General features: G+C 65.3%; 25 protein-coding genes. 6 read left to right on the forward strand and 19 right to left on the reverse strand.

Features of this window, described 5'->3' with window-relative positions:
* The first annotated feature begins 146 nt into the window (after positions 1-146).
* Positions 147-422 carry a 30S ribosomal protein S20 gene (gene rpsT, locus AVCA_RS18525; protein ID WP_012702580.1) on the forward strand — a complete coding sequence of 92 codons (276 nt, stop codon included), beginning with the start codon at positions 147-149 and terminating at the stop codon, positions 420-422.
* Positions 423-550: 128 nt separating this feature from the next.
* On the opposite strand, the gene ogt is transcribed toward rpsT, so the two are convergent.
* The 6 genes from ogt to rplU form a co-directional block, all read right to left on the reverse strand.
* Entirely contained in the window at positions 551-1084 is a 534-nt protein-coding gene (gene ogt / locus AVCA_RS18530; protein ID WP_072432562.1) for a methylated-DNA--[protein]-cysteine S-methyltransferase, read from the reverse strand.
* 42 nt (positions 1085-1126) lie between these two features.
* A complete protein-coding gene (locus AVCA_RS18535; RefSeq protein WP_012702583.1) occupies positions 1127-1579 on the reverse strand; it encodes a CreA family protein in 453 nt (150 codons plus the stop codon).
* 12 nt (positions 1580-1591) lie between these two features.
* Positions 1592-2710 (reverse strand): glutamate 5-kinase, encoded by a 1119-nt coding sequence (proB, locus tag AVCA_RS18540; RefSeq protein ID WP_041807612.1) that lies wholly within the window; start codon positions 2708-2710, stop codon positions 1592-1594.
* Between the two features lie 83 nt (positions 2711-2793).
* Complete coding sequence (gene cgtA / locus AVCA_RS18545) at positions 2794-4011, reverse strand: Obg family GTPase CgtA (protein ID WP_012702585.1); 1218 nt, start codon at positions 4009-4011, stop codon at positions 2794-2796.
* Positions 4012-4116: 105 nt separating this feature from the next.
* The gene (rpmA, locus tag AVCA_RS18550) at positions 4117-4374 is read right to left on the reverse strand and encodes a 50S ribosomal protein L27 (protein ID WP_012702586.1); all 258 of its coding nucleotides are present in this window, start codon (positions 4372-4374) and stop codon (positions 4117-4119) included.
* 33 nt (positions 4375-4407) lie between these two features.
* Positions 4408-4719 carry a 50S ribosomal protein L21 gene (gene rplU / locus AVCA_RS18555; protein ID WP_012702587.1) on the reverse strand — a complete coding sequence of 104 codons (312 nt, stop codon included), beginning with the start codon at positions 4717-4719 and terminating at the stop codon, positions 4408-4410.
* A 243-nt stretch (positions 4720-4962) separates the two neighbouring features.
* Here rplU and AVCA_RS18560 point away from each other — a divergent pair, with 243 nt between their 5' ends.
* Positions 4963-5931: a polyprenyl synthetase family protein gene (locus tag AVCA_RS18560; protein ID WP_012702589.1), complete on the forward strand. Its 969-nt coding sequence runs from the start codon at positions 4963-4965 to the stop codon at positions 5929-5931.
* A 90-nt stretch (positions 5932-6021) separates the two neighbouring features.
* On the opposite strand, the gene AVCA_RS18565 is transcribed toward AVCA_RS18560, so the two are convergent.
* The 5 genes from AVCA_RS18565 to AVCA_RS18585 form a co-directional block, all read right to left on the reverse strand.
* Positions 6022-6639: an FKBP-type peptidyl-prolyl cis-trans isomerase gene (locus tag AVCA_RS18565; RefSeq protein WP_012702590.1), complete on the reverse strand. Its 618-nt coding sequence runs from the start codon at positions 6637-6639 to the stop codon at positions 6022-6024.
* A gap of 142 nt (positions 6640-6781) precedes the next feature.
* Positions 6782-7276: a TIGR00645 family protein gene (locus AVCA_RS18570; protein ID WP_012702591.1), complete on the reverse strand. Its 495-nt coding sequence runs from the start codon at positions 7274-7276 to the stop codon at positions 6782-6784.
* 201 nt (positions 7277-7477) lie between these two features.
* Positions 7478-7819: a PA4575 family protein gene (locus AVCA_RS18575; RefSeq protein ID WP_012702592.1), complete on the reverse strand. Its 342-nt coding sequence runs from the start codon at positions 7817-7819 to the stop codon at positions 7478-7480.
* A 162-nt stretch (positions 7820-7981) separates the two neighbouring features.
* Entirely contained in the window at positions 7982-10402 is a 2421-nt protein-coding gene (locus AVCA_RS18580) for a Lon protease family protein (protein WP_012702593.1), read from the reverse strand.
* Positions 10403-10534: 132 nt separating this feature from the next.
* Positions 10535-10861: a TraR/DksA family transcriptional regulator gene (locus AVCA_RS18585; protein ID WP_012702594.1), complete on the reverse strand. Its 327-nt coding sequence runs from the start codon at positions 10859-10861 to the stop codon at positions 10535-10537.
* Positions 10862-11045: 184 nt separating this feature from the next.
* On the opposite strand from AVCA_RS18585, the gene AVCA_RS18590 reads away from it, so the two are divergent.
* Together AVCA_RS18590 and AVCA_RS18595 are read left to right on the forward strand one after the other, a co-directional pair.
* Positions 11046-11534, forward strand: coding sequence for a DUF3015 domain-containing protein (locus tag AVCA_RS18590; protein WP_041807391.1), 489 nt, complete (start codon positions 11046-11048; stop codon positions 11532-11534).
* Positions 11535-11604: 70 nt separating this feature from the next.
* A complete protein-coding gene (locus tag AVCA_RS18595; RefSeq protein ID WP_012702596.1) occupies positions 11605-13467 on the forward strand; it encodes an Lnb N-terminal periplasmic domain-containing protein in 1863 nt (620 codons plus the stop codon).
* Positions 13468-13579: 112 nt separating this feature from the next.
* Here the strand turns inward: AVCA_RS18595 and AVCA_RS18600 are convergent, their stop codons facing one another.
* Complete coding sequence (locus AVCA_RS18600) at positions 13580-14020, reverse strand: hypothetical protein (RefSeq protein ID WP_012702597.1); 441 nt, start codon at positions 14018-14020, stop codon at positions 13580-13582.
* A gap of 184 nt (positions 14021-14204) precedes the next feature.
* Between AVCA_RS18600 and AVCA_RS18605 the strand changes: the two genes are divergently transcribed.
* The gene (locus tag AVCA_RS18605) at positions 14205-14510 is read left to right on the forward strand and encodes a DUF6156 family protein (protein WP_012702598.1); all 306 of its coding nucleotides are present in this window, start codon (positions 14205-14207) and stop codon (positions 14508-14510) included.
* A gap of 167 nt (positions 14511-14677) precedes the next feature.
* On the opposite strand, the gene AVCA_RS18610 is transcribed toward AVCA_RS18605, so the two are convergent.
* The 4 genes from AVCA_RS18610 to ettA form a co-directional block, all read right to left on the reverse strand.
* The gene (locus AVCA_RS18610; RefSeq protein ID WP_012702599.1) at positions 14678-17104 is read right to left on the reverse strand and encodes a TonB-dependent siderophore receptor; all 2427 of its coding nucleotides are present in this window, start codon (positions 17102-17104) and stop codon (positions 14678-14680) included.
* A 142-nt stretch (positions 17105-17246) separates the two neighbouring features.
* Complete coding sequence (locus AVCA_RS18615; protein ID WP_012702601.1) at positions 17247-18182, reverse strand: FecR domain-containing protein; 936 nt, start codon at positions 18180-18182, stop codon at positions 17247-17249.
* A gap of 4 nt (positions 18183-18186) precedes the next feature.
* Positions 18187-18687, reverse strand: a complete 501-nt coding sequence (locus AVCA_RS18620; RefSeq protein WP_012702602.1) for a sigma-70 family RNA polymerase sigma factor — start codon at positions 18685-18687, stop codon at positions 18187-18189.
* Positions 18688-18836: 149 nt separating this feature from the next.
* Positions 18837-20501: an energy-dependent translational throttle protein EttA gene (gene ettA / locus AVCA_RS18625; RefSeq protein ID WP_012702604.1), complete on the reverse strand. Its 1665-nt coding sequence runs from the start codon at positions 20499-20501 to the stop codon at positions 18837-18839.
* A 338-nt stretch (positions 20502-20839) separates the two neighbouring features.
* On the opposite strand from ettA, the gene glyA reads away from it, so the two are divergent.
* Complete coding sequence (gene glyA / locus AVCA_RS18630) at positions 20840-22093, forward strand: serine hydroxymethyltransferase (protein WP_012702605.1); 1254 nt, start codon at positions 20840-20842, stop codon at positions 22091-22093.
* Positions 22094-22196: 103 nt separating this feature from the next.
* Here the strand turns inward: glyA and yjiA are convergent, their stop codons facing one another.
* The 3 genes from yjiA to AVCA_RS18645 all read right to left on the reverse strand — a co-directional run bounded on the left by yjiA (position 22197) and on the right by AVCA_RS18645 (position 25712).
* Positions 22197-23168: a GTPase gene (yjiA, locus tag AVCA_RS18635; RefSeq protein ID WP_012702606.1), complete on the reverse strand. Its 972-nt coding sequence runs from the start codon at positions 23166-23168 to the stop codon at positions 22197-22199.
* Between the two features lie 234 nt (positions 23169-23402).
* Entirely contained in the window at positions 23403-23606 is a 204-nt protein-coding gene (locus AVCA_RS18640; RefSeq protein ID WP_012702608.1) for a YbdD/YjiX family protein, read from the reverse strand.
* 48 nt (positions 23607-23654) lie between these two features.
* A complete protein-coding gene (locus AVCA_RS18645) occupies positions 23655-25712 on the reverse strand; it encodes a carbon starvation CstA family protein (protein ID WP_012702609.1) in 2058 nt (685 codons plus the stop codon).
* Between the last annotated feature and the right edge of the window lie 48 nt (positions 25713-25760).

A 25760-nucleotide genomic window follows, 5' to 3' on the forward strand; every position in this document is an offset into this window, starting at 1 on the left:
CGGGCGTTTCAAGCGATTGTCCTGGACGATTGACGTATCCGCTCATGCGATTGACCTGACAGAGCCTTTCCCTTGACATCCCTCCCGCGTCTCGGCATGATTCGCGGCCTTATTTGTTCGTATCCCCAGTTTCGAGGAGCTTGACGGTGGCCAACTCACCTTCTGCCAAAAAACGCGCCAAACAGGCTGAGAAGCGTCGTAGCCATAACGCCAGCCTGCGCTCGATGGTTCGTACCTACATCAAGAACGTGGTCAAGGCGATCGACGCCAAGGACCTGGACAAGGCCAAGACCGCCTACACTGCCGCCGTTCCGGTGATCGACCGCATGGCCGACAAGGGCATCATCCACAAGAACAAGGCCGCTCGCCACAAGAGCCGCCTGAACGCACACATCAAGGCACTCGGCACAGCCGCTGCTTGATCCGAAGCGTTCCGCGAAGAACCGGCCGAAGGCCGGTTTTTTGTTTTCCGCCGGCGGCTCCGGGCTCGCGCTTGCGCCCCGCCCGTGCCCGGAATCAATCGCAAGAACTCGGAAATCGACGATTGAATTCAGACCGACCCGGCATCCCGCCACTTGCGCTCATGGTCGAGCAGCCATTGCTTGCGCTCCAGACCTCCGCCGTAGCCGGTCAGCGTGCGGTCGCTTCCGATGACCCGATGGCAAGGCACCACGATGCCGACAGGGTTCGCGCCGTTGGCCAGACCCACCGCGCGTACGGCCGAAGGCCGTCCGATTCGCGTGGCAAGATCGCGGTAGCTGAGCGTTTCGCCGCCGGGGATGTCGCGCAGTGCCGCCCAGACCTGGCGCTGGAAATCCGTGCCGCCCGTTGCGACGGTCAGCTTGTCGATGACCGCGATGTCACCGTCGAAATAGGCGCGCATCGCCTGCGCGGCGCACGACTCGCACATGGCCTTCCGCAGGCCGACCCTGACGCCGGGGTATTGCCTGCGCATCAGCAGGCACATGCGGTCTTCATGATCGTGCCAATCGAGGGCGCGCAACCTGCCCTGCTCATCCGTGACGAGCAACATTTGGCCGAGCGGCGTTTCCACCCGTTCCAGCAAGAACTCCACGACAGACATCGCTCCGCATTCCGGAAAATTTCCGGGAAGGTGGTATAGGCCTCACTCCCCCCAGGGCAGGATCGGAATCGCCGTCACCGCGTTCTGCGGGCTGCCCTCGATCACCCGGTCGCTGTAGACCAGGTACACCAGGGTATTGCGCTTCTCGTCGAAGAAACGCACCACCTGCATGCTCTTGAATACCAGGGAGGTACGCTCCTTGAAGACCTCCTCGCCATCCTTGATCTCCTCGCGGAAATGGATCTTGCCGACCTGACGACAGGCGATGGAGGCTTCGGCACGATCCTCGGCCAGCCCCAACCCACCCTTGACGCCACCGGTCCTGGGACGCGACAAGTAACAGGTCACCCCCTCGACCTTGGGGTCGTCGAAAGCCTCGACGACGATCCGGTCGTTCGGGCCGAACCACTTGAACACGGTCGACACTTCGCCGATCCGCTCGGCCAGGGCCAGAGACGGCGACAGCAGCGCCAGCAACAACGGAATCCTGCGCATAGCGCCCCCCCCTCAAACCAGAATCAGATTGTCGCGATGCACCAGTTCCGGCTCGTCGACATAACCCAGCAACTGCTCGATCTGCTCGGACGGATGACCGACGATCTTCTGCGCCTCGGCGGAACTGTAGTTCACCAGGCCACGGGCTATCTCGCGCCCCTCTCGATCGACGCAAACCACCATCTCGCCGCGGCGGAAATTCCCCACCACCGACTTCACCCCCACCGGTAGCAGGCTGCGGTGATGGTGGGTCAGCGCCGCTACCGCCCCGGCATCCAGCACCAGGGTGCCGCGCATTTGCAGATGCCCGGCCAGCCATTGCTTGCGTGCCGCCAGCATGCCCTGCTCGGGCGCCAGCAGGGTGCCCAGCCGCTCGCCGGCCTTGAGCCGATCCAGCACCCGCTCGATGCGCCCGCCGATGATCACCGTATGGGCCCCGGAACGGGCCGCCAGCCGCGCCGCGCGCAGCTTGGTCTGCATGCCGCCGCGGCCGAGGGCGCCACCGCTGGAGCCGGCGGCGCCGTCCAGGCGCGGGTCGTCGGCGCGCGCCTCGAAGATCAACCTGGCATCGGGATTGTTGCGCGGATCGGCATCGAACATGCCGTCGCGGTCGGTGAGGATGACCAACAGGTCCGCCTCCACCAGGTTGGCCACCAGCGCCGCCAGGGTATCGTTGTCGCCGAAGCGGATCTCGTCGGTGACCACGGTGTCGTTCTCGTTGATCACCGGAACGACACCGAGATCCAGCAGGGTGCGCAGGGTACTGCGGGCGTTCAGGTAGCGCTTGCGGTCGGAGAGGTCGTCATGGGTCAGCAGGATCTGCGCGGTATGCCGGCTGTGCTCGGCGAAACTCGACTCCCAGGCCCGCACCAGCCCCATCTGCCCCACTGCGGCCGCCGCCTGCAACTCGTGGATGGCCTTCGGGCGGGCGCTCCAGCCCAGTTGGCTCATGCCGGCGGCCACAGCGCCGGAAGACACCAGCACCAGCTCCACGCCGGCCTCGCGCAGCACCACCATCTGCTCGACCCAGACCGCCATCGAAGAACGGTCCAGGCCACGACCGTCGGCGGTCAGCAAGGCACTGCCGATCTTCACCACCCAACGCCGCGCACCTGTCACCTTATCGCGCATCATCTCCGCCTTTCCGCTCTGTCTGTCAGACGGCGGGCCTGCCCCGCCGCCAATCGCGGGCGGAACCCGTCCGCCCTACAGGATCACCGCACGTAGAATATCTCCGGTCCGTCACCGTCGTCCTCGTCGTCGAAGTCGTCCTCATCCTCCAGCGCATCGGCGCTCTTCAGGCCGGCGCGGCGCAACGCGCGCTGATCGTCAAGCGCCTGCAGGCGCGTACGCGCCTCATCCTCGATGTGCCGATCCAGCTCGGCCAGCGCCTCGGCGTATTCCGGCTCCTCGGCGATGCGCCGGGCGCGCTCGTCCAGGTAGTGCATGATGTCCTGGCAGAGTGCCTCGGTACCCTCCCGCTCCAGCGCGGAGATCACATATACCGGCCCCTGCCAGTCGAGTCGCTCGAGCACCGCGCGCAACCGCTCCTCGCGCTCCTCGTCGAGCAACTGATCGGCCTTGTTCAGCACTAGCCAGCGCTCGCGCTCGGTCAGCGCCGGACTGAACTTCTCCAGCTCGCGCAGAATGGTTTCCGCCGCCCCGGCCGGATCGCCGCCATCGAGCGGCGCCATGTCCACCAGATGCAGCAGCAGGCGGGTACGCGCCAGATGCTTGAGGAAACGGATGCCCAGCCCCGCGCCCTCCGCCGCGCCCTCGATCAGTCCGGGGATGTCGGCGACCACGAAGCTCTTGTAGCGGCCGACACTGACCACCCCGAGATTCGGCACCAGGGTCGTGAAGGGATAGTCGGCGACCTTCGGCTTGGCGGCCGATACGGCACGGATGAAGGTGCTCTTGCCGGCGTTCGGCAAACCGAGCAGCCCCACATCGGCCAGCACCTTGAGCTCCAGCTTGAGATCCCGCGCCTCGCCCGGCTTGCCCGGCGTGGTCTGCCGCGGCGCGCGGTTGGTGCTGGACTTGAAGCGGGTGTTGCCCAGGCCGTGCCAGCCCCCCTGGGCGACCAGCAGGCGCTGCCCGGGACGGACCAGGTCGCCGATGATCTCCTGGGTGCCGGAATCGATCACCGTGGTGCCGACCGGTACCGGCAGGATCAGATCATCTCCCTTGGCCCCGGTGCAGTCGTTGCTGCCGCCCTTCTCGCCGCGCTGTGCCTCGAAGCGGCGTGTGTAGCGGTAGTCCACCAGGGTGTTGAGGTTCTCGTCGGCCTCCAGATACACGGAACCGCCGTCGCCACCGTCGCCACCATTGGGGCCGCCCTTTTCGATGAACTTCTCGCGACGAAAGCTCATCATGCCGTTGCCACCGTCACCGGCCTTTACAAAAATCGAAACTTCATCGACGAATTTCATGGGTACGCCTCCCGCCAATGGGACGGGCCGAGTGAAACGGGTGATACAGGATACAGAAACAAAAAAGCCCCGTCGCTTGACAGGGCTTTTCCGGCGCTCTCGAAATCAGGCGGGTACGACGCTCACGTAGCGACGACCGAAGGCACCTTTCACTTCGAACTTGACCACGCCCTCCACCTTCGCGAACAGGGTGTGATCCTTGCCGATACCCACACCGAAGCCGGGATGGAACTGGGTGCCGCGCTGACGCACGATGATGTTGCCGGCCCTGATGGCCTGGCCGCCGAAGATCTTCACGCCAAGGCGTTTACTTTCCGAGTCGCGACCGTTGCGGGTAGAACCGCCAGCTTTTTTGTGTGCCATGAGTTCGTTACTCCAGATAGCGGCTATTCAGGCTCAGGCCTGGATACCGGTGATTTTGACTTCGGTGAACCACTGACGGTGGCCCTGGTGCTTCATGTGGTGCTTGCGGCGGCGGAACTTGATGATGCTCACCTTGTCGTGACGGCCCTGGCCCACGACCTCGGCGGTCACCTTGGCGCCATCGACCACGGGGGCACCGATCTTCACGTCGTCACCGTTGCCGACCAGCAGCACGCGGTCGAAAGTGACGGATTCGCCAGTGCCCACTTCGAGCTTCTCGATCTTGAGGAATTCGCCTTCGGCAACCTTGTATTGCTTGCCGCCGGTCACAATTACTGCGTACATGGTATGTCTCCGTTGATCCTGCTCACCCGGCGCTTTATAGAAGGAGTCGTTGGCCGGCATGGCTGCGCGGACGGGTTCGACCGCCTGCGCCATTGCGTAAGACAGGGAAATACCCAGGAAAGTTAGGGTCCGCGATTGTACGCAAGCACCGGAAGCCGCGCAAGCGGCGCCGGGCCTCGCCTTGACAGCCTATACCCTGCCACCTAGCATGCCGCGGCAATTGATCAGGAGCTCGATGCGTTGATGCAACCCCAGGCCTTTTACCGCGTGGTCGCGGACGATTTCAGCGCTGTTGACGGCATCATCCGCAAACAGCTCACATCGCGTGTCCCCTTGGTGGAAACGATCGGCGACTACATCATCTCCGCCGGTGGTAAGCGCCTGCGTCCTCTGCTGGTGCTGCTGTGCGGCAACGCTCTCGGCAAGTGTGACGAGCGGATGCGCCTGCTGGCCGCCGCCATCGAGTTCCTGCACACCTCCACCCTGCTGCACGACGACGTGGTCGACGACTCCGAGCTGCGCCGCGGCCGCTCTACCTCCAACGCCCTCTGGGGCAATGCGCCGAGCGTGCTGGTCGGCGACTTTCTCTATGCGCGCTGCTTCGAGATGCTGGTCGAGCTGGCCTCCATGCCGGTGATGCGCATCATGTCCCAGGCCACCCGGGTGATCGCCGAGGGCGAAGTGCTGCAGTTGTCCAAGGTGCGCGACGCCAGCACCACGGAAGAAACCTACATGGAAGTCATCCGCGGCAAGACCGCGATGCTCTTCGAGGCCGCCAGCCATGGCGCCGCCAGCCTGGCCGGCGCCACGTCGGAACAGGCCGAGGCGCTGCGCTGCTTCGGCGACTCGCTCGGCGTCGCCTTCCAGTTGGTGGACGACCTGCTCGACTACCGCGGCGATGCCGAGACCCTGGGCAAGAACGTCGGCGACGACCTGGCCGAAGGCAAACCGACCCTGCCGCTCATCTATACGATGCGCGAAGGCACTCCCGGGCAGGCCGCCCTGGTACGCCGGGCGATCCAGAAGGGCGGGATCGAGGACCTGACCGCCATCGTCGCCGCCGTGGAGGCCGCCGGCGCCCTGGACTACACCGCCCGCCGGGCCCGCGAGCACGCCGAGCGCGCCATCGCCTGCCTGGATACCCTGCCGCCCGGCGAATATCGCGATGCCCTCGTCGAGCTGAGCCGTTTCGCCGTGGCACGCACCCACTGACGCCGAGCCGGGTTCGGACGGAACGAAGAAGCCGGGCCATGGGCCCGGCTTCTTCGTTCCACCTGCGGCAAACCGGCGGGTATCCGCCTTTTACAGCACGTCCAGCAGTTCGACGTCGAACACCAGCACGCTGTGCGGCGGGATGCTGCCGATGGCCTGATCGCCGTAGGCCAGCTCGCTCGGAACATAAAGACGCCATTTGCTGCCGCTATTCATCAGTTGCAACGCCTCGGTCCAGCCGGCGATCACGCCGTTGACCGGAAATTCGGCCGGCTGCCCGCGCTGGTAGGAGCTGTCGAACACGCTGCCGTCGATCAGGGTGCCGTGGTAGTGGGTGCGCACCCGATCCTCGCGGCCCGGCTTGCGCCCCTCGCCGGCCTTCAGCACTTCGTATTGCAGACCGGAAGCCAGCACCGTGACACCTTCGCGCCTGGCGTTCTCGGCGAGGAAGGAAACGCCGGAGGCGGCCGCCGCTTCGGCCTTGGCCTGGGTTTCGGCCTGCATGCGCTCGCGGATGACCTTGAAGCTCGCCGACAGCGCCGCCGGCTCGACGCGGCTGGCCTGGCCGCCGAAGGCATCGGCCAGGCCGGCGAGGATCGCCTCGAGCTCGACCCCGGGCGGCGGATTGTCACGGATCTGGTCGCCCAACTGGCGCCCGATGCCGTAACTGACGCGGGCTTCGTCGGTGGAAAGGTTGAGTTCGCTCATGACGGATTTCCAGTCGGTGAAAAGGCCCGACAGACTAGCACAAGCGCGGGACCGGGACCGGGACCGGGACCGGGAAGACGATGGCCGGGCCCTCCACGGGCCACCATCCATGCGAAAGCCTCCGAAGGGAAACCTCTTCCCTTCAATGGGCGTGCTTGGCCATCTTCTCCAGATAGCTCATGACGAAGGCGGAAACGACGAAGGTCATGTGGATGAGCACGTACCACAGCAGCTTGTCGTTGGGGATCTTCTGCGCATCCATGAACACACGCAGCAGGTGGATCGAGGAGATGGCGACGATGGAGGCGGCCACCTTCAGCTTCAGCGAGCCGGAATCCATCTTGCCCAGCCAGTCGAGCTTCTCCTTGCCCTCGTCGATGTCCAGTTGGGAGACGAAGTTCTCGTAGCCGGAAATCATCACCATCACCAGCAGGCCGCCGACCAGCGCCATGTCGATCATCGAAAGCAGGACCAGGATCAATTCCGCCTCGGCCATCTCGAGCACGTGCGGCAGCAGATGATAGACCTCCTGGAAGAACTTCAGGGTCAGCGCCAGCAGGGCCACGGACAGGCCGATATAGATCGGCGCCAGCAGCCAGCGGGAGGCATACATCGCATTTTCGAGAAAACGTTCCATAGGGCATCCACTCAGCCAAAAACGGCGGCGAGTATACCCATGGCCCGGAGCGGGACTGAAGCCGCCCGCCGGAGCCGGAAATGCCTGGCAACATATCCCCATCCACTGTGGATAACCCTGTGAACGGAAGGCGGAAGGATTTCCCCGTAGCCCGCCGGACGCATCCTCGCCGCCATCGAACAAATCTCGACCAGCCTGCGCTCAAAGCTCCGGCTGCGACTCGCAACCGCCCGGACGACAGCGCCGCGGTCCGTTCAGCCGGCGCAGTTCGGCCTGCAGGTGCAAGCACCAGATGAGCGGGTCGGAGCACTCCTGGTAACCTACTCCAGCCAGGCTGGCGGCCACCTCGTCGAGCACCCGCCCCGCCGCCACGGGCCCGCGAAACGGCCCCTGGGCCTTGACCGAGGACGGCTGCGCGCCGGACAGGCCGGCGGCGAAGAGCAGGATCCACAGTCCCTGCTCCCCCGCCAGCGGACGGGTCGCCAGTTCGATGCGAACGGTCAGCCCCAGGCAGTTGCGGATCAGACAAAGCGTGCGTGACATAGGGCAATCCCCCTTCAGGGTCTTGCTTTCAGCGTACACCCCGCGAAGCGCCTGGGAAAACTTTTGCTTCCGCCCAGCCTGTGGATAAGTCTGTGAACGAGTCAGGGAAAACCGGCATCGCCCGGCGATTTCCCGCCGTCCCGGTTTCGGACGGACGGTGCCTCACTCCGACAGGCCGACCTGCGGCTCCTTCGGCTTGCCCGAATCCTCTTCCATGCCCATTTCGGCGATTTCCCGCAGTCGCTCGACCACCCGCGCATTGACGCTGCCGGCCGGGAAGCGGCCCTGCCCGTCCGGGGTACCGGCCGGCTCGCCGAGCAGCAGGCTGAGCGCCTCGTCCACCTGGCGCACCGCGTAGACATGGAAGTTCCCGGCGCGCACCGCCTGCAGCACACGTTCGTCGAGCATCAGGTTGGTGACGTTGGCGCGCGGGATGATCACCCCCTGCTCGCCGGTCAGTCCGCGCGCCTCGCAGAGGCGGAAGAAGCCCTCGATCTTCTCGTTGACCCCGCCGACCGCCTGCACCTCGCCGAACTGGTTGATCGAACCGGTAATGGCGAAGCATTGCCTGAGCGGCGTACGCGACAGCGCCGAGATCAGCGTGCAGACCTCGCCGAGGGAGGCGCTGTCGCCATCGACGTACCCGTAGGACTGCTCCAGGGCGATGCTCGCCGATATCTCCAGCGGAAACTCCTGGGCATAGCGGCTGCCGAGATAGCCGGTGAGGATCATCACCCCCTTGGAATGGATCGGCTGGCCGAGGTTGACCTCGCGCTCGATGTCGACGATCCCCGAACCGCCCGGATAGACGGTAGCGGAGATCCGCGCCGGCACACCGAAGGCGGAGTCGCCGATCTCCAGCACGGTCAGCCCGTTGCACTTGCCGATCGCCGCGCCTTCTGTGTCGATCAGGATGATGCCGGCGAGCATGTCGTCGAGAACGCGTGCCGAAACCCGTCCGGTACGGGTTTCCTTGGCCTTCAGGGCGCGCTCGATGTGACCGACGTCGGTCAGCGCTTCACCGGCCAGCTGGCGAACGAAATCGGCCTCGCTGACCAGTTGGAACAGGTCGCCGATGCGCGCCGACAGCCGCCCCTGGTGCTCGGCCAGACGCGCGCTGTAGGTCGCCAGGCGCGCCACCGCCGGACCGGTCAGGGGCGCCATGCCCTCCTCCGAGGTGCGGGTCTTGAGCAACTGGGCGAACTGCTCGAGGCTGTCGTCGCCAAGAGGGATCTCCTCGTCGAAATCCACCAATACGCGGAACATCTCCTGGAAGTCGGGATCCAGCTCCTGCAGCGCGTAATAGAGTTGCCGCGAGCCGACGATCACCACCTTGAGCTGCAGCGGAATGACCTGCGGGGTGAGGGTCACGGTGGCCAGACGGCCCATCTCGGCCAGCGGCGACTCCATCTTCAATTGGCGCGAATGCAGGGCGCGCTTGAGGGCGTCCCAGACGAAGGGCTCGCCGAGCAGCCGTTCCGCCTCGAGGATCAGAAAGCCGCCGTTGGCACGGTGCAGCGCGCCCGGACGCAACTGGCGATAACTGGTGTAGAGCGCCCCCTGATCGGTGCCGTATTCGATGCGACCGAACAGGTTGTCGTAGATGGGATGCGGCTCGAACACCACCGGCGCGCCACCCTGGCTGTGGTGGCCGACCACCAGGCTCGGGCAGTACTGCTCGACCAGCAGCGCGCGGCGCTGGGCGTCCGTCGCGTTCTCGTCGCTAAGCAGCTCGACCACGGTACGCAGCAGGTTGACCTGCATCGCCTGCAGATAGGCACAGACCCCGGCGTTTTCCGCGTATTTCTCCGAGAGCGGCGCGAGCAGCGGCTGCAGGGCCAGGGTGATGGTCTCCTCGTTGAGCTGGCGCAACTGGTTGCTCGACTCGCGTTTCCACTGCGGCAGGCTGGACAACTCCTCGTTGAGGCGCTCCTCGAGGTAGCCGATGTCCCCGTGGAAACGCTCGCGCTCGGCCTCCGGCAACAGGGCGAACTCGCCCTCGTCCAGCGTCTTGCCATCCTTCATCGGGGTGAAGGCGATGTTGGCGCTGTCGCGATAGAGGGCGATCCCCTTGTCCAGCGCCTGCCGTTCGATGCAATCGAGGGCGCGGTCGTAGCGCTGGTTGAAACCACGGTCGATGACGCTCTTCTTCTGCTGATAGGTCGGCGTCTCGAACACCGCCGGGAAGGTCGCCAGCAGGTTGTCGATCAACAGATTGATGTCGGCGATGAACTCGCTGGCGCTGCCCGCCGCGAGTTGCAGCGAGCGCGGCTCGCGAGGCTCGTCGAAGTGGTTGACATAGACCCAGTCCGACGGAGTTTCCAGGCGCTTGGCCTCGGCCTGTAGATAGCGCTTGACGTAGGAAAAGCGGCCGGTACCCGGCTCGCCCATGACATAGACGTTGTAACCCGGGCGTGGCATCGCCACGCCGAACTGCAGCGCTTCCACCGCGCGCTCCTGACCGAGCACGCCGCGAAAGGGCTCCAGTTCGTCGGTACTGGCGAAAGCGAACTGGGCGGGATCGAAGGGACGGGTCAGCTCATCGGGTGCCAGGCGCAGGCCGGCAGCAACGGAGTCGGGCATCGAGAGTCCTTACATCGTGCGGCAGGTGCCGCGGAGAGGGGAAAAACAGACGTCATTCTGGCCTTCGCACCGGTCAGCCGCAAGGCGCCCCTCGGTACCGCACGACATCCGGACGACCGGCCACGCCAGGCCTCAGGGTTCCAGTCCGGCGCAGTGGAGGCAGAGTTCGGCGACCGGCAGCGCCGCCAGGCGCGCCGGCTCGATGGGCCGGCCACAGCGCCGGCAGATGCCATAGCGCCCCTCCACCAACCGCTGGCACGCCCGCTCGACCTGGCGCATGCCCGCCTCGGCTTCGGCCAGCAGGGCCTGCAGGACTTCGTCGTTCTGCCGTTCACCGGCACGCTCGACGGCATCCGTGTCGTGCGGCCGGGCCAGATCGCCGCGAATGGCCTCGGCACGCTGCCGATAGTCCCGGTGCAGACGCTCCAGGATGCTCTTTGGATCGAATACGTCGGACATGCTCGCTCCCGAGAATCGGCCATACTCGTTTTCAGTGTGGCCCAGACTGGGCGATATGCAGTGACCTGCATCAAACGCCCGGCCACCAGCGGGACAGCCGGCTTGACAGCCCCACCGCATTGCAAAATGCTGCGCACCGGCCGGCGAGGACCGGCCCGTTTCTCACATGAAGAAGAGATCATCGATGAAAAGGATTCTGCTGGGTTCCCTGTTCGCCATCGCCTCCGCCAACGCCTTCGCCGAGGCGCCGGGCGGCCCGGGCTGCGGCTGGGGCAACATGCTGTTCAAGGGACAACGCGGCCTGGCCTCGCACCTGGTCGCCTCGACCACCAACGGCTCTTCGGGCAATGCCACCTTCGGCATGACCTCCGGCACCAACGGTTGCCGCACCGACGGCGCCCTGTCCTACCAGGGCAAGCCGATGCTGGTGCTGGGCAGCATCATGGACGAGCTTTCCGAGGACATGGCCAAGGGCGAGGGCGAAGCCCTGACCACCTATGCCGTGGTGCTCGGCGTGCAACCGGAAGACCGCGCCCGCTTCGCCGCCGTGACCCGCGAGCATTTCACGGAAATCTTCAGCTCCGCCGACGTCACCGCCGAGGACGTGCACAACGCCACCCTCGCCGTGCTGAAGAAGGACGAGCGCCTGGCCAAGTACGCCGAACAGGCCTGAGCCGGCCGCCCCGCCGCTATCCCGTGCCCGCTCCGGCGGGCACTTTCCTGTCCGACCGCCTCATCCCCTCATGTTCAAACGCCTGCTTCCCCTTCTGCTGGGCGGCGCCTGCGCCACGCTCCAGGCCGATCCGCAACCATCGGCGGCGCGTCTGCACGAGTTGGCCGCGGAACCCTTCTGGCTCGCTCTCGGCCACTACCAGCGCGACCGATTGGGCGGCTGGCGCAGCCACGTCGACGACGGCGGATTCTTCCTGGCCGAGCGGGGCGAACGCGATCCGGCGGCGGAACTCGCCGCCACCCTGGTCGCCCTCTACCGGGACCCGGCCCTCGCCGACCGCCATCCGCAGTGCCGCTTCCCGGCCCGCACCCGCTGGCTGCGCGAGCGCCTGGCGCTGGACGACCTGCCGCAGCCGCAGTGCCGCGAATACACCGACTGGTACGCCGACATCGCCCCGCACAGCACGGTACTGGTGTTCCCCGCCGCCTACCTGAACAGCCCCTCGTCGATGTTCGGCCACACCCTGCTACGCATCGATCCGCCCGGCATCGACAGCCAGGGCAGCCCGCTGCTCAGCTATGCGCTGAACTTCGGCGCCTACATCGAGGGCAGCGACAACAGCATCCTCTATGCCTGGAAGGGCCTGATGGGCGGTTATCCCGGTCTCTTCGCCCTGCTGCCCTACCGGGAAAAGCTCGCCGAATACAGCCGCCTGGAAAATCGCGATCTCTGGGAATACCGCCTGAACCTCAGCGCCGAGGAAACCGGGCGGATGGTCGAGCACGTCTGGGAACTGCGGCAGATCCAGTTCGACTACTACTTCTTCGACGAAAACTGCTCCTACCGCCTGCTCGAGTTGCTGGAAATCGCCCGTCCGGGCCTGGAGCTGACCGACCGTTTCCCGCTCACCGCCATCCCCGCCGACACCGTGCGCGCAGTGGAGCAGGCCGGGCTGATCGAGCGCAGCGCCTACCGTCCCTCGCGGGAGAAGGAACTGCTCGCGCGCGCCGACCCGCTGAGCCGCCCCGAGCGCGACTGGACGCGGCGCCTGGCCGGGGACAGCACCGCGCTCGACGCTGCGGCCTTCCAGGCGTTGCCGGCCGAACGCCGGGCACTGGTACAGGACGCCGCCTACCGGCTGATCCGCTACCGCAAGAACGGCGAGGAACGCGACGACACCAGCGCCCGCGACAGCTACCGCCTGCTGCAGGCGATCAACCGCGCGCCGCCGCCGCGCCTCGCCGTGGAGCGCCCGGTGCCGCCGGAAAACGGCCACCAGTCGCGCACCTGGCAGCTCGCCCTCGGCAGCCGCGAAGACCGGAGCTTCGCCGAATACGGCCTGCGCATGGCCTACCATGACCTGGCGGACAACCTGGATGGCTTCCCGCTCGGCGCGCAGATCGAGATCGCCCAGCTCAAGCTGCGCCAGTACGAGGGCGACCACTGGCAACTGCAGCGGCTGGATGTGGCCAACATCCGCTCGCTGACCCCGCGCAGCACTCTGCTCTCGCCCCTGTCCTGGCAGGTCGGCGGCGGTCTGGAGCGGGTCGTCGGCAAGGGACGTCACGACGACGAGCAACTGGTCGGCCATCTGAACGGCGGCGTCGGCGCCACCTGGCACCTCGCCGACGACCTGCTCGGCTTCGCCCTGGCCACCGCCCGGCTGGAGCGCAACGGGGACTTCGCCGCCTTCCTCAGCCCGGCGGCCGGCTTCGATGCCGGCCTGCTGTGGCGCAACCGCCTGGGCAACCTCGGCCTCGAGGCCCGCGCCGACTACTTCCACAACGGCGAGGTACGCCGCGAGCTGAGCCTGGTCCAGCAATGGGAAATCGCCGGCAACCTCGGCCTGCGCCTGGCCGCCCGGCGCGAATTCAGCCAGCAGGGCGCGCCGGCCAGCGAACTGAGCCTGCAGTTGCGCTGGTATCACTATTGAGAGGAAGCGGAGTCCGCCACTCCGAAAAACAGGCAAGGAACGGCCCGCCGCTCCCACCAGCGACGCCCGTGCGCGCGAAGCGGATCGCCAACGAAACCGCGGACTCCCCACCTCACTCCCGCTCGGCCGCCGGCCCATCGAGCTGGAGCGGGCTCCCGGCCCCCTCGCGTTCGGACGCCTTCCCGACCGACTCGACGACCTGCCCGATCGGCAGGGTGGCCACCGCCTGGCGCGCCCGGCGCCCGGCACCGCGCCGCACGCCCTCCAGCTCCGCTTTCAGGGCCTCGTTCTCCCGGCGGAACATTTCCGCCACCTCGCGCCAGACCCTGGCGACCGCCTCCTGCTCGCGCGCCTCGTCCGCGCTGCCGGCCCGGCGCGCCCGCTCGTCCGCCTGCGCGGCCCGAGCCTCGAGTTCGCCAAGATTGGTCGTCCGGCGACGACGCAGCATTTCCCGGAGTCGCTCGAACAGCCAGTCGGAGAACTCGTCCAGGACCTTCCCGACGAGCGCCTTGAGCAGCGGTCCGAGCAGGCCGATCAGGAGTTTGGAAAACATTGTCGTCTCGCTCCGCAGCTATCCGGCGACGCAGCTTGCCGGAAGCGCGGCCCGGCGCGCAATCGCCGCGCCGCGCTGCCCCACGGCGGCCCCTTCGAGCGTCGCGAAACGCCGGCCATGCCGCACGGCTCGCGCTTTATGCGATCATCGCGTCCTCGCGAAACCACACCCGATGAGAGGAAACATGAGCAGCGAAGCCTCCGGCACCTGTCGCCATTTCGTCACCTACAGCGGCGTCAAACTGCCGCTGAAGCTGATGAACGAACTCGACGAGGCCGGTCTCCACAACCGCAACACCTTCTTCCGCGGCCACTTCGACGATCAGGAACGCCTGATCAGGCTGGAGAAGATCGTCTACGGCGAACTGGAGCTGCAGCACATCTACAGCTACCACGCCAACGGCGCGCTGCGCCGGGCCGAGATCACCGACGCCGACGAGGAAGTCACGGTGCTCGACTTCGACGAGAACGGCCAACCGACGGCTGGTTGAAACCCGCCCCGTACCGACACCAGGTCATGGAAATGCGGGTCTGCCCGCTCCGGCCCGGCGTTGCGCTACGCGGCCGGGGCGGTCTGCCCGGAGTTTTCCGGGCACGGGGCAGCGGTTTTCCCGTGCCCGTAAGCAGGGGGTTTGACTCAAGGCCAAGCGGGGAGATGCTAAAAATCCCATCGCGTCGTCAACATCATATTTCGAGGGTCGCCATAGGTTTTTACAGCAACATTTGGATAGAATTTGTCACCGTAGCCGGTGTAGTAATGCTTGTCAAACAGGTTGTTGATATTAAGCGTTGCCGAAATATCATCGGTAAACTGGTATTTACTCATCAGATTAACCAGCCAGAATGCTTCTTGTCTAAGTTGGCGAGGCGGATCAAGGTAGTCAGCATTTTGCCAGGTAGTGCCCTGATAGCTCGCGCCACCACCTACAGTTAGCTTGTTCAATGTGCCGGGTAGTCGGTAGTTCGTATAGATCTTGAATTGATTCTCGGGGGCTTGGGTCGTCAGCTTGTCATTCGTTCTGTCTTCACGAATGACCTGATGGGTGAATCCAGCTTGAATATTCCACCCCGGAGCCAATTCACCTGTGACTTCCAGTTCAACCCCCTTGGTTTTGGCTTTTTTACCTTCGTAAATTGTTTGGCTTCGTACATCATCCCAGCCTACGGACTCAGCACGGTTGTCCTGGCGAATCTCATAATAGGCCAAGCTGGCATTTAGGCGACCATTAAACCACTCACCCTTGAGCCCAGCCTCGTAGCTGTCCCCCTCATCAGGGTCAAGTACTGCGTTGTCTTTGTCACGGGCGCTTTGTGGCTGGAATATTTTCGTGTAGCTGGCATAGACGGAATAGTTTTCACTCAAATCATATGTGATGCCAGCGAAGGGAACCACCTCCCCGGTCTCTCGCATGTGATTGTCACCGCCAGCCTTGTAGTTGGTGACTCGCCCACCAAGAATCAGGGCGAGATCATCGCTCAGACTAAAGCGAGCGCTGGAATAAAAAGCTCGTTGGTTGACACGCTCGCCCCACTTGGTCCTGATACCTGTAAGGTTTGATATCTGTTGTATATCTCCATCCCATTCATAGAAGTCATCTATAGGGACTCTAACGGATGCCCCAGACCCTTTTCCTTCCGTGTCGTTTTTATATCCACTAGCCCCTACGGCCAACTCATGCGTACGACCGAATAACTCGAAAGGACCGCGAGCATAAACTTCCAGTGCCTGGGTTCTCACTCTGTATCTATTATATCCCATGAGTACATAACTGCTATTGTCATTGTCGACGTTTGGCATACCTCTAATTACGCCCATTTTTGAATCGTATGCATTTCTCTGATAAGTATAATAGGCCCTGCCGCTCCATCCGTTGTCAAATTCATGATCTAGTTGGGTAAAGAAGGCATGACTGAACTGCTCCGATCGGCTCCAGTCCGCACCTGTATTATAAGAGTGTGATACATGAACCTCGTTGTTGTTGGAGTCGAACATGGGAATCCCACCATAAGCGTTAGCCGTTGGGATTCTTTCATCGGAATTTCCACCGAAAGTAAGCATCGTCTGTGGAGTCAGATCGTACTCCAAAATACCATAGTAAGCTCTGGTCTGCTCCTTGAAACGGTCAAGATACGATTGTCTGTCTTGGAAAGCCCCGGCGATACGTCCGCGGAAAGTACCACTTTCGTTCAAAGGTCCACTAATATCCAGTTCAGACCGGTAGTTATCCCAGCGGCCGGCTTCGGCGGTCACGTGACCGGAAAATTCATGGGTAGGTTTTTTGCGTACCAGGTTGAGGGTGGCTCCAGGGCCACCTGCACCGGTAGTCAGGCCGCTGGCGCCTTTAATGACCTCGATTCGATCATATTGGATCATGTCGCTCGAGGTCTGGCCAGTGTAGTTGATCGAGTCCGCCAGTGTAGGAATACCATCGTATTGAAAGTTAGTGATCTGGAAGCCCCGGGCATAATACTGAGAACGAAAGCTATCCCAGCTCGTTCGAGTAACGCCAGGCGTGTGGTCTATCACTTTATCAAGACTGGTTAGATTGAAGTCGTCCATATGCTGGCGAGTGACCACAGTAACAGTCTGTGGCGTTTCGCGTGGCGTCAGTACCAATCGGGTAGCCGAAGCGATGGTGCCCGGCGTATAGGACTTGGTGTGTTCGGTGATGGTACCGAGCTGGTTGTCCTCCACCCGCATGATATCCAGGCTGACCAGGTCGGGATCGTCCCCGGTTTCCATTTTCACCAGCACATAGCTGCCGTTCTCCTGCCGCTGCGCCTGCCATCCGCTGCCGGCCAGCAGTTGCGCCAGCCCCTCTTCCAGACCGTAGGCGCCGTGCAGGCCCTGGCTGGTCAGGTCGCGGGTCTGTTCGGCGGCGAACGACAGGGTCACGCCTGCCTGGGTGGCGAACTGGCTGAGCGCTGCGCCCAGGGGGCCGGCGGGAATGCGGTAGTCGCGGATGCCGGAACGGTCCTGGGCGGTGGCCAGGGCGGGGAGCAGGACAGACAGCGGCAGGGGCGCCAGGATCAGGCCGGAAAGCGCCAGGTGGATGGCGCAGGCCAGCGGGGTGCGTCGGGTCATGGGGTATTCCTTTCGTTGGGCGGAACCGGAAGCGGCATCGGGCCGTTTCAATGCCAGGCCGAACGAGAATGAAAATCGGCAACCCCTGTGAATGATTTTTCCTGGCCGGCTCCTGCCCCCAGGCAGTGAGCCACCCCAAGGCTCAGGCGGGCTCGATGCGCACCCAGTAGCGGGTGAAGTGGCGCAGCCGGATCGGGAGCGAGCGGGCGAGGTTTTCCAGCACCACGTCGGTGTCGTCGAGACGGAAGGCGCCGGACAGCCGCAAACCGGCGACGGCTTCGTCGCAGTGCAGGAAGCCCGGCCGGTAGCGGGCCAGTTCGGCGATGAAGTCGCCCAGCCGCCATTCGACCACGCTGAGCATGCCGCGCGTCCAGGCGTCCGCGCCTTCCGGTGCGGTTCCAGGCTCTCCAAGGTGGTCGGCGGTGAAGTCGATCCGCTGGCCGGCGCCCAGCCGCACGGGCTGTCCCGTCCACCGTGCCGGGCGGATTTCGACGGCCTGTTCCAGTACCGTGACTCGGCTGCGGCCATCCTCGCTGCGGACGCTGAAGCGGGTGCCCAGGGCCCGCACGCGGCCTTCGGCGGTTTCCACGATGAAGGGACGGCCGACGGGATCGGCGGCGGTCTCCGCCAGCAGTTCGCCGCGGTACAGGCGGATCAGGCGCTGCCGGTCGTCGAAGAGCAGGTCCAGGGCGCTGTCGGTGTTCAGTTCGAGGTGGCTGCGGTCGGCCAGCCGCAAGCTGCGCCGTTGTCCTGTGGCGGTGCGGTGCTCGGCCAGCCAATGGCCGGGCGGGTTGCGTTCGAGCGCCAGGCCCGTGACGCCGATGCCGATGCCCAGCAGGCCGAGGATCTTGAGGACGGCGCGGCGCCGGGCCCGTGCGTTGGCCAGGGCCGGCAGGGCTTCCGGGGGCAGTCCGCCCAGTTGTCGCTGCAGGCGTTCCAGCCGCGCCCAGGCCTGGGCATGGGCCGGGTTCGCGTCGAGCCAGTCGCGCCAGGCCTGGCGATCGGCCTCGCTGTGTTCGGCCTGGAGCTGTACGTACCAGGTAGCGGCGGCTTCGAGGGTGCGGGGATCGAGGGCCATGGGATCAGTCGTCCATCAGCAGCAGACAGTGGGTCATGGCGCGGATCAGGTGTTTTTTCACGGTGGTGACCGAGACGCCGAGGCGTTCGCCCACGGCTGCGTAGCCGAGCCCTTCGAGCTGGACGGCGAGAAAGATCGCGCGGGTGCGTTCGCCCAGTCCATCGAGCATGGCGTCGATGGCGGTGAGGGTTTCCAGGATGGCCAGCCGCGTCTCGGGGGAGATGGCCAGCGGCTCGGGGCGCGCGGCCAGTGCTTCCAGGTAGGCGCGCTCGATGCTCTGGCGGCGGAAGTGGTCGATCAGCAGGGCGCGGGCGATGGTGCTCAGGTAGGTGCGCGGCTCGCGGATGCCGTCGGCGTTACGGTTCGCCAGCACGCGCATGAAGGTGTCCTGGGCCAGGTCGGCGGCGTCGCTGGTGTTGCCGATGCGGCTGCGCAGCCAGCCTTTCAGCCAGTCGTGATGCTGGCTGTAGAGGGTGTGGAAGGGGCCGGGAGGCTGAACGGGCATGACGGCGAAATCTGCGCAAATGATAATTTATCGCATTTTCCACCAAAGGAGACGAGCCGTTCAAGCCGCAGCCGGCCAATCGGGTAACGCCCCGTCACTGCAGGGCGAAAGGAAGAAGGCCCCGGCCACGAACGGCCGGGGCGTCGACATTACGCCAGCTTCTTGTAACGCACCCGGTGCGGCTGGGCGGCGGCTTCGCCGAGGCGCTTCTTGCGGTCGGCCTCGTACTCGGTGTAGTTACCCTCGAAGAACACCACGCTGCCGTCGTCCTCGTAGGAGAGGATGTGGGTGGCGATGCGGTCGAGGAACCAGCGGTCGTGGGAGATCACGATGGCCGAGCCGGGGAAGTCCAGCAACGCCTCCTCCAGCGCGCGCAGGGTTTCCACGTCGAGGTCGTTGGACGGCTCGTCGAGCAGCAGCAGGTTGCCGCCCTGCTTCAGGGTCAGCGCCAGATGCAGGCGGCCGCGCTCGCCGCCGGAGAGATCCTTGACGAACTTCTGCTGGTCGGCGCCCTTGAAGTTGAAGCGGCCGACGTAGCTGCGCGAGGGCACCTCGTAGTTGCCGATGCGGATCTGGTCGAGGCCGTCGGACACCTGCTCCCAGACGGTCTTGCCGCCGTCCAGGTTGTCGCGGCTCTGGTCAACGCTGGCGACCTGCACGGTTTCGCCGATGTCGATGCCGCCGGCATCCGGCGTCTCCTTGCCGAGGATCATGCGGAACAGGGTCGACTTGCCCGCGCCGTTGCCGCCGATCACGCCGACGATGGCGCCCTTGGGCACCGCGAAGGACAGGTCGTCGATCAGCACGCGGTCGCCGTAGCCCTTGCGCACGTTGTGGAACTCGATGACCTTGTCGCCCAGCCGCGGACCGGCCGGAATGTAGATCTCGTTGGTCTCGCTGCGCTTCTGGAATTCCTGGGACTGCATCTCCTCAAAACGCGCAAGACGCGCCTTGGACTTGGCCTGGCGAGCCTTGGCGCCCTGGCGCACCCATTCCAGCTCGGCCTTCATGGCCTTGGCGTGGGCGGCTTCGGCCTTGGCCTCCTGGGCCAGGCGGGCGGCCTTGGATTCCAGCCACTGCGAGTAGTTGCCCTCGAAGGGAATGCCGTGGCCGCGGTCCAGTTCGAGAATCCAGCCGGCGACGTTGTCGAGGAAGTAGCGGTCGTGGGTGATCGCCACCACGGTGCCGGGGAAGTCGTGGAGGAAATGCTCCAGCCAGGCCACCGAGTCGGCGTCCAGGTGGTTGGTCGGCTCGTCCAGCAGCAGCATGTCGGGCGCCGACAGCAGCAGGCGGCACAGCGCCACGCGGCGCTTCTCGCCGCCGGAGAGGTGCTCGATCCTGGCGTCCCACGGCGGCAGGCGCAGGGCGTCGGCGGCGACTTCCAACTGGCGCTCCAGATTGTGGCCGTCGGCGGCCTGGAGAATGGCCTCCAGCCTGGCCTGCTCGGCGGCCAGCGCGTCGAAGTCGGCGTCCGGTTCGGCGTAGGCGGCATAGACCTCGTCCAGGCGGGCCTGGGCCTGCTTGATCTCGCCCACCGCCTCCTCGACGATGTCGCGCACGCTCTTCTGCGGATCGAGCTGTGGCTCCTGCGGCAGGTAGCCGACCTTGATGCCGGGCATCGGCCGGGCCTCGCCGTCGAACTCGGTGTCGACCCCGGCCATGATCCGCAGCAGGGTCGACTTGCCGGCGCCGTTCAGACCGAGCACGCCGATCTTGGCGCCGGGAAAGAACGACAGGGAGATGTCCTTGAGGATTTCACGCTTCGGGGGCACGACCTTGCTGACCCGATGCATGGTGTAGACGTATTGAGCCATGGATGACCTTGGTTTCGACCGGAAATGGAAACGGGAAGACGGGGGCGCCCGGCCAGGGGCGCCTGGCCGGGCGCGGCCGGACGGCGATCCGCGACGTCCCGGAGACACCGGCTGCCCGGGCCCCCGCGCGTGCCGGCAAAGCTACCCGAAATGCGCCGGGCAGACCAGACGAAGGGCGCTCCGGGCGGGAGGCGGCTTTACTGTGAAAAGATGGCCTCCCCAGCCGAATGAGCCCGGCTCGCCCACGCTTGATCGTCTTTCATGTGCCGGCCCGTTGCGGATGGGGTAGAATCCGCGCCCTCTTTAATTATCGCCCAGCCGAACCCCAGGGGATTGCCATGTTCAGCCGTGATTTGACCCTCGCCCGCTACGATGCCGAACTGTTCGCCGCCATGAAGCAAGAAGCCCAGCGCCAGGAAGATCACATCGAGCTGATCGCCTCCGAGAACTACACCAGCCCCGCCGTGATGGAGGCTCAGGGTTCGGTGCTCACCAACAAGTACGCCGAAGGCTATCCGGGCAAGCGCTACTACGGCGGCTGCGAATACGTCGACATCGTCGAGCAACTGGCCATCGACCGCGCCAAGCAACTGTTCGGCGCCGACTATGCCAACGTCCAGCCGCACGCCGGCTCGCAGGCCAACGCGGCGGTCTATCAGGCCCTGGTCAAGCCGGGCGACACCGTGCTGGGCATGAGTCTGGCCCACGGTGGCCACCTGACCCACGGCGCCAGCGTCAACTTCTCCGGCAAGATGTACAACGCAGTGCAGTACGGCATCGACGCCAACGGCTTCATCGACTACGACGAAGTGGAGCGTCTGGCGTTGGAGCACAAGCCGAAGATGATCGTCGCCGGCTACTCGGCCTACTCCCAGGTGCTGGATTTCGCCCGTTTCCGCGAGATCGCCGACAAGGTCGGCGCCTACCTGTTCGTCGACATGGCCCACTTCGCCGGGCTGGTCGCCGCCGGCGTCTACCCGAACCCGGTGCCCTTCGCCGACGTGGTCACCACCACCACCCACAAGACCCTGCGCGGCCCGCGCGGCGGCCTGATCCTCGCCAAGGCCAACGAAGAGATCGAGAAGAAACTCAACTCCGCCGTGTTCCCCGGCGGCCAGGGCGGCCCGCTGGAACACGTGATCGCCGCCAAGGCGGTGTGCTTCAAGGAAGCCCTGCAGCCGGACTTCAAGGAATACCAGCAACAGGTGGTGAAGAACGCCAAGGCCATGGCCCAGGTGTTCATCGAGCGCGGCTTCGACGTGGTGTCCGGCGGCACCGAGAACCACCTGTTCCTGGTCTCGCTGATCAAGCAGGAGATCACCGGCAAGGACGCGGACGCCGCCCTCGGCCGCGCCTTCATCACCGTGAACAAGAACAGCGTGCCGAACGACCCGCGCTCGCCCTTCGTCACCTCTGGCCTGCGCATCGGCACCCCGGCGGTGACCACCCGCGGCTTCAAGGAAACCGAGTGTCGCGAACTGGCCGGCTGGATCTGCGACATCCTCGTCGACCTGAACAACGAAGCGGTGGTCGACGGCGTGCGCGAGAAGGTCCAGGCGATCTGCGCCAGGTTCCCGGTGTACGGCAAGTAAGCCTCGCCCATGGGAAAGAGCCCGGCCTTCGCGCCGGGCTTTTTCGTTCCGGCCCGGCGATCCGCCGCTGCCGGAGAGGAGGGAGCGGGCCAGTCCGTCGCGCTCAGCCCTGCACCTCGGCGAATCCGGCACGGATATCCTCTTCCGGCAGATCATCGCCGATGAACACCAGCACGCTTTCGCGCGTCTCGTCGGCGCCCCACTCCTCCGCCCAGTCGAAGCCGTAGAGGCGCAGCACACCCTGGAACACCATGCGCCGTGATTCGCCGGCCAGGTTCAGCACGCCCTTGTAGCGCAGCAGCGAATCGCCGTAGCGCGCCAGCAGGCCCTCCATGAACAGGCCGAGCTTCTCCAGGTCCAGCGCCTGCTCGCTGCGCAGCACCAGGGTGGCGATACGGTCCTTATCGGCGGCCGGAACGAGCGGGCGCAGGCCCAGGGCCTGGCCGAACTCGGCGTTGAGGTTGAAGCCGCGCACATCGAGCAGTTCGCCCAGCTCGATGCGCCCGTGCTCGACGATGCGGATCGGCGCGTGGCGGTTGATGCGCTGCAGCCGCTGGCTCAGCGCCTCGACCGCCTCGGCCGCCACCAGATCGGTCTTGCTCAGCAGGATGCGGTCGGCGAAGCCGACCTGGGCCTGGGCGATGGCCTCCTGCAGGTGACGCCCGGCATTGGCGGCGTCCAGCAGGGTGATGATGCCGTCGAGCACATAGCGGTCGCACAGCTCGTCGTCGGCGAAGAAGGTCTGCGCCACCGGCGCCGGGTCGGCCAGGCCGGTGCATTCGATGACCAGGCGGTCGAAATCGAGTTCGCCGGCGTCCAGGCGCTCCAGCAGGAGGAACAGCGCCTTTTCCAGCTCGACATGAATGGAGCAGCACACGCAGCCGTTGGCCAGGGTCATCACCTCGACCGGCTCGGCGCCGAGCAGTTGGCCGTCGATCGGCGTCTCGCTGTACTCGTTCTCGATCACCGCGATCTTCAGGCCGTGCTCGGCCTTGAGCAGGTACTGCAGCAGGGTGGTCTTGCCGGCGCCGAGAAAACCGCTGAGCACGGTGACCGGGATAGGGGGTTGGGACATGGAACGATCCTTGAAACGAAAGGAATTCTGGGCGGGTGCAACCCGCCGGCCATGGAGACTACCGAACATCCGGCGTTGCAAGGTGATGCTCCTGTGTCAGAGGGGATTCATCCCCGACCGACCCGCACCGCGGGTCGCCTGTCAGCCGGTTCGCCGTGCCTTCGGCACGGGTCGCGGATGAATCCGCTCCTACAGGGAGACTGCCAAATATCCGGCGTTGCAAGGCGCCGCTCGTCAGCAGCAGCGCACCGGCCGTCCCTTGCCGCCGCCGTAGCGGGCGTCCTGACGCTCGCGGAAGAAATCCTCGTAGCTCATCACCGGCTGGTCGGGGTGCTTGCTGCGCATGTGCTCGACATAGGTGTCGTAGTCGGGCATGCCGACCAGCATGCGCGCGGCCTGACCGAGATACTTGCCCATGCGGCTGAGATCGTTGAACACGGCCTCTCTCCTTCCTCAAGGGCCGGGCCCCGTGGGGCCCGGCAGCACTCAGGCGCCGGGAATCGCCTGGAAGGGCGTTTCCTTGTCGGTGCGCTGCTCGACGATCCAGGCGGCACGGCCGACCTTCAGCGAGTAGAACAGGATGCTGAACACCACCACCAGGAACAGCACGCTGAGACCGGCGTTGGTATAGGCGTTCATGATCACGTTCTGCATCTGGCCGATGTCCCTGGCCGGAGCCAGGACCTGGCCGGTGTCCATCGCCGCGGCGTATTTGCTGGCCAGGGCGAGGAAGCCGACCGCCGGGTTCGGATCGAACAGCTTGATCAGGCTCGCCACCGTGGTGCAGATCAGCAGCCAGACGGCCGGCAGCAGGGTGACCCAGACGTAGTTCTGGCGCTTCATCTTGATCAGCACCACGCTGCAGAGCATCAGGGCGATGCCGGCGAGCATCTGGTTGGAGATGCCGAACAGCGGCCACAGGGTGTTGATGCCGCCCAGCGGATCGACCACGCCCTGGTACAGCAGATAGCCCCAGAGCGCCACGCAACCGGCGGTGGCCAGTACGTTGGCGCCCCAGGAGTCGGTGCGGCGCAGGACCGGCACGAAGTTGCCGAGCAGGTCCTGGAGCATGAAGCGCCCGGCGCGGGTGCCGGCGTCCACGGCGGTCAGGATGAACAGCGCCTCGAACAGAATGGCGAAGTGATACCAGAACGCCATGGAGGTCGCCCCCGGCAGCACCTGGTGGAGGATCTGCGCGATGCCCACGGCCAGGGTCGGCGCACCGCCGGCACGCGCCAGGATGGTGGTTTCGCCGATGTCGCGGGCGACGCTTTCCAGCGCTTCGGGCGTGATGGCGAAACCCCAGCCGCTGACCGCCGCCGCCACGCTGGCGGCATCGGCGCCGACGATGGCCGGCGGGCTGTTCATGGCGAAGTACACGCCGGGCTCGATCACCGCGGCGGCGACCATGGCCATGATCGCCACCATCGACTCCATCAGCATGCCGCCGTAGCCGATGTAGCGGGCGTGGCCCTCGCTGGCCAGCAGCTTGGGCGTGGTACCCGAGGCGATCAGCGCATGGAAGCCGGACACCGCGCCGCAGGCGATGGTGATGAACAGGAAGGGAAACAGCGCCCCCTTCCACACCGGACCGCTACCATCGATGAACTGGGTCACCGCCGGCATCTTCAGGTCGGGGTTGAGGATCACGATGCCGACCGCCAGGGCGGCGATGGTGCCGATCTTCAGGAAGGTCGACAGATAGTCGCGCGGGGCGAGGATCAGCCATACCGGCAACACCGCGGCGACGAAGCCGTAGCCGATCAGCATCCAGGTGATCTGCACGCCGCTGAAGGTGAACACTCCGCTCCAGTAGGGGTCGGTGGAAATCACGCCGCCCAGCCAGATCGAGGCCAGCAGCAGGACGATGCCGATCAGCGAGATCTCGCCGATGCGTCCGGGACGGATGTAGCGCATGTACAGGCCCATGAACATGGCGATCGGAATGGTCGCGATCACCGTGAACATGCCCCAGGGACTGTGGGCCAGAGCCTTGACCACGATCAGCGCCAGCACCGCGAGGATGATGATCATGATCAGGAAACAGCCGAACAGCGCGATGGTGCCGGGAACACGGCCCATTTCCTCGCGCACCATGTCGCCCAGCGAGCGGGCGTTGCGGCGGGTGGAGATGCACAGCACCAGGAAATCCTGCACCGCGCCGGCCAGCACCACCCCGGCGATCAGCCACAGGGTGCCGGGCAGGTAGCCCATCTGCGCGGCGAGCACCGGGCCGACCAGCGGGCCGGCGCCGGCGATGGCGGCGAAGTGATGGCCGAAGAGCACGTGCTTGTTGGTCGGCACGAAATCCAGACCATCGTTGTTGAGCACCGCCGGGGTGGCGCGGCGTGGATCGAGCTGCATCACCCGGTTGGCGATGAACAGGCTGTAGTAGCGGTAGGCGACCAGATAGATCGCCGTCGCGGCGACCACGATCCACAAGGCATTGATGGCTTCGCCACGCCGTAGGGCCACGACACCCAGGGCGGCGGCGCCCAGCACCGCCAGGGCGAGCCAGGCGAGATGAGAGACCAGTCGGTTCATTGCATTCTCCTGCCGTCGGCCGGGGGCCTGCGGCGTCATTGTTGGAAT

The sequence above is a fragment of the Azotobacter vinelandii CA genome (genome assembly GCF_000380335.1).
Classification (GTDB): Bacteria; Pseudomonadota; Gammaproteobacteria; order Pseudomonadales; family Pseudomonadaceae; genus Azotobacter; species Azotobacter vinelandii.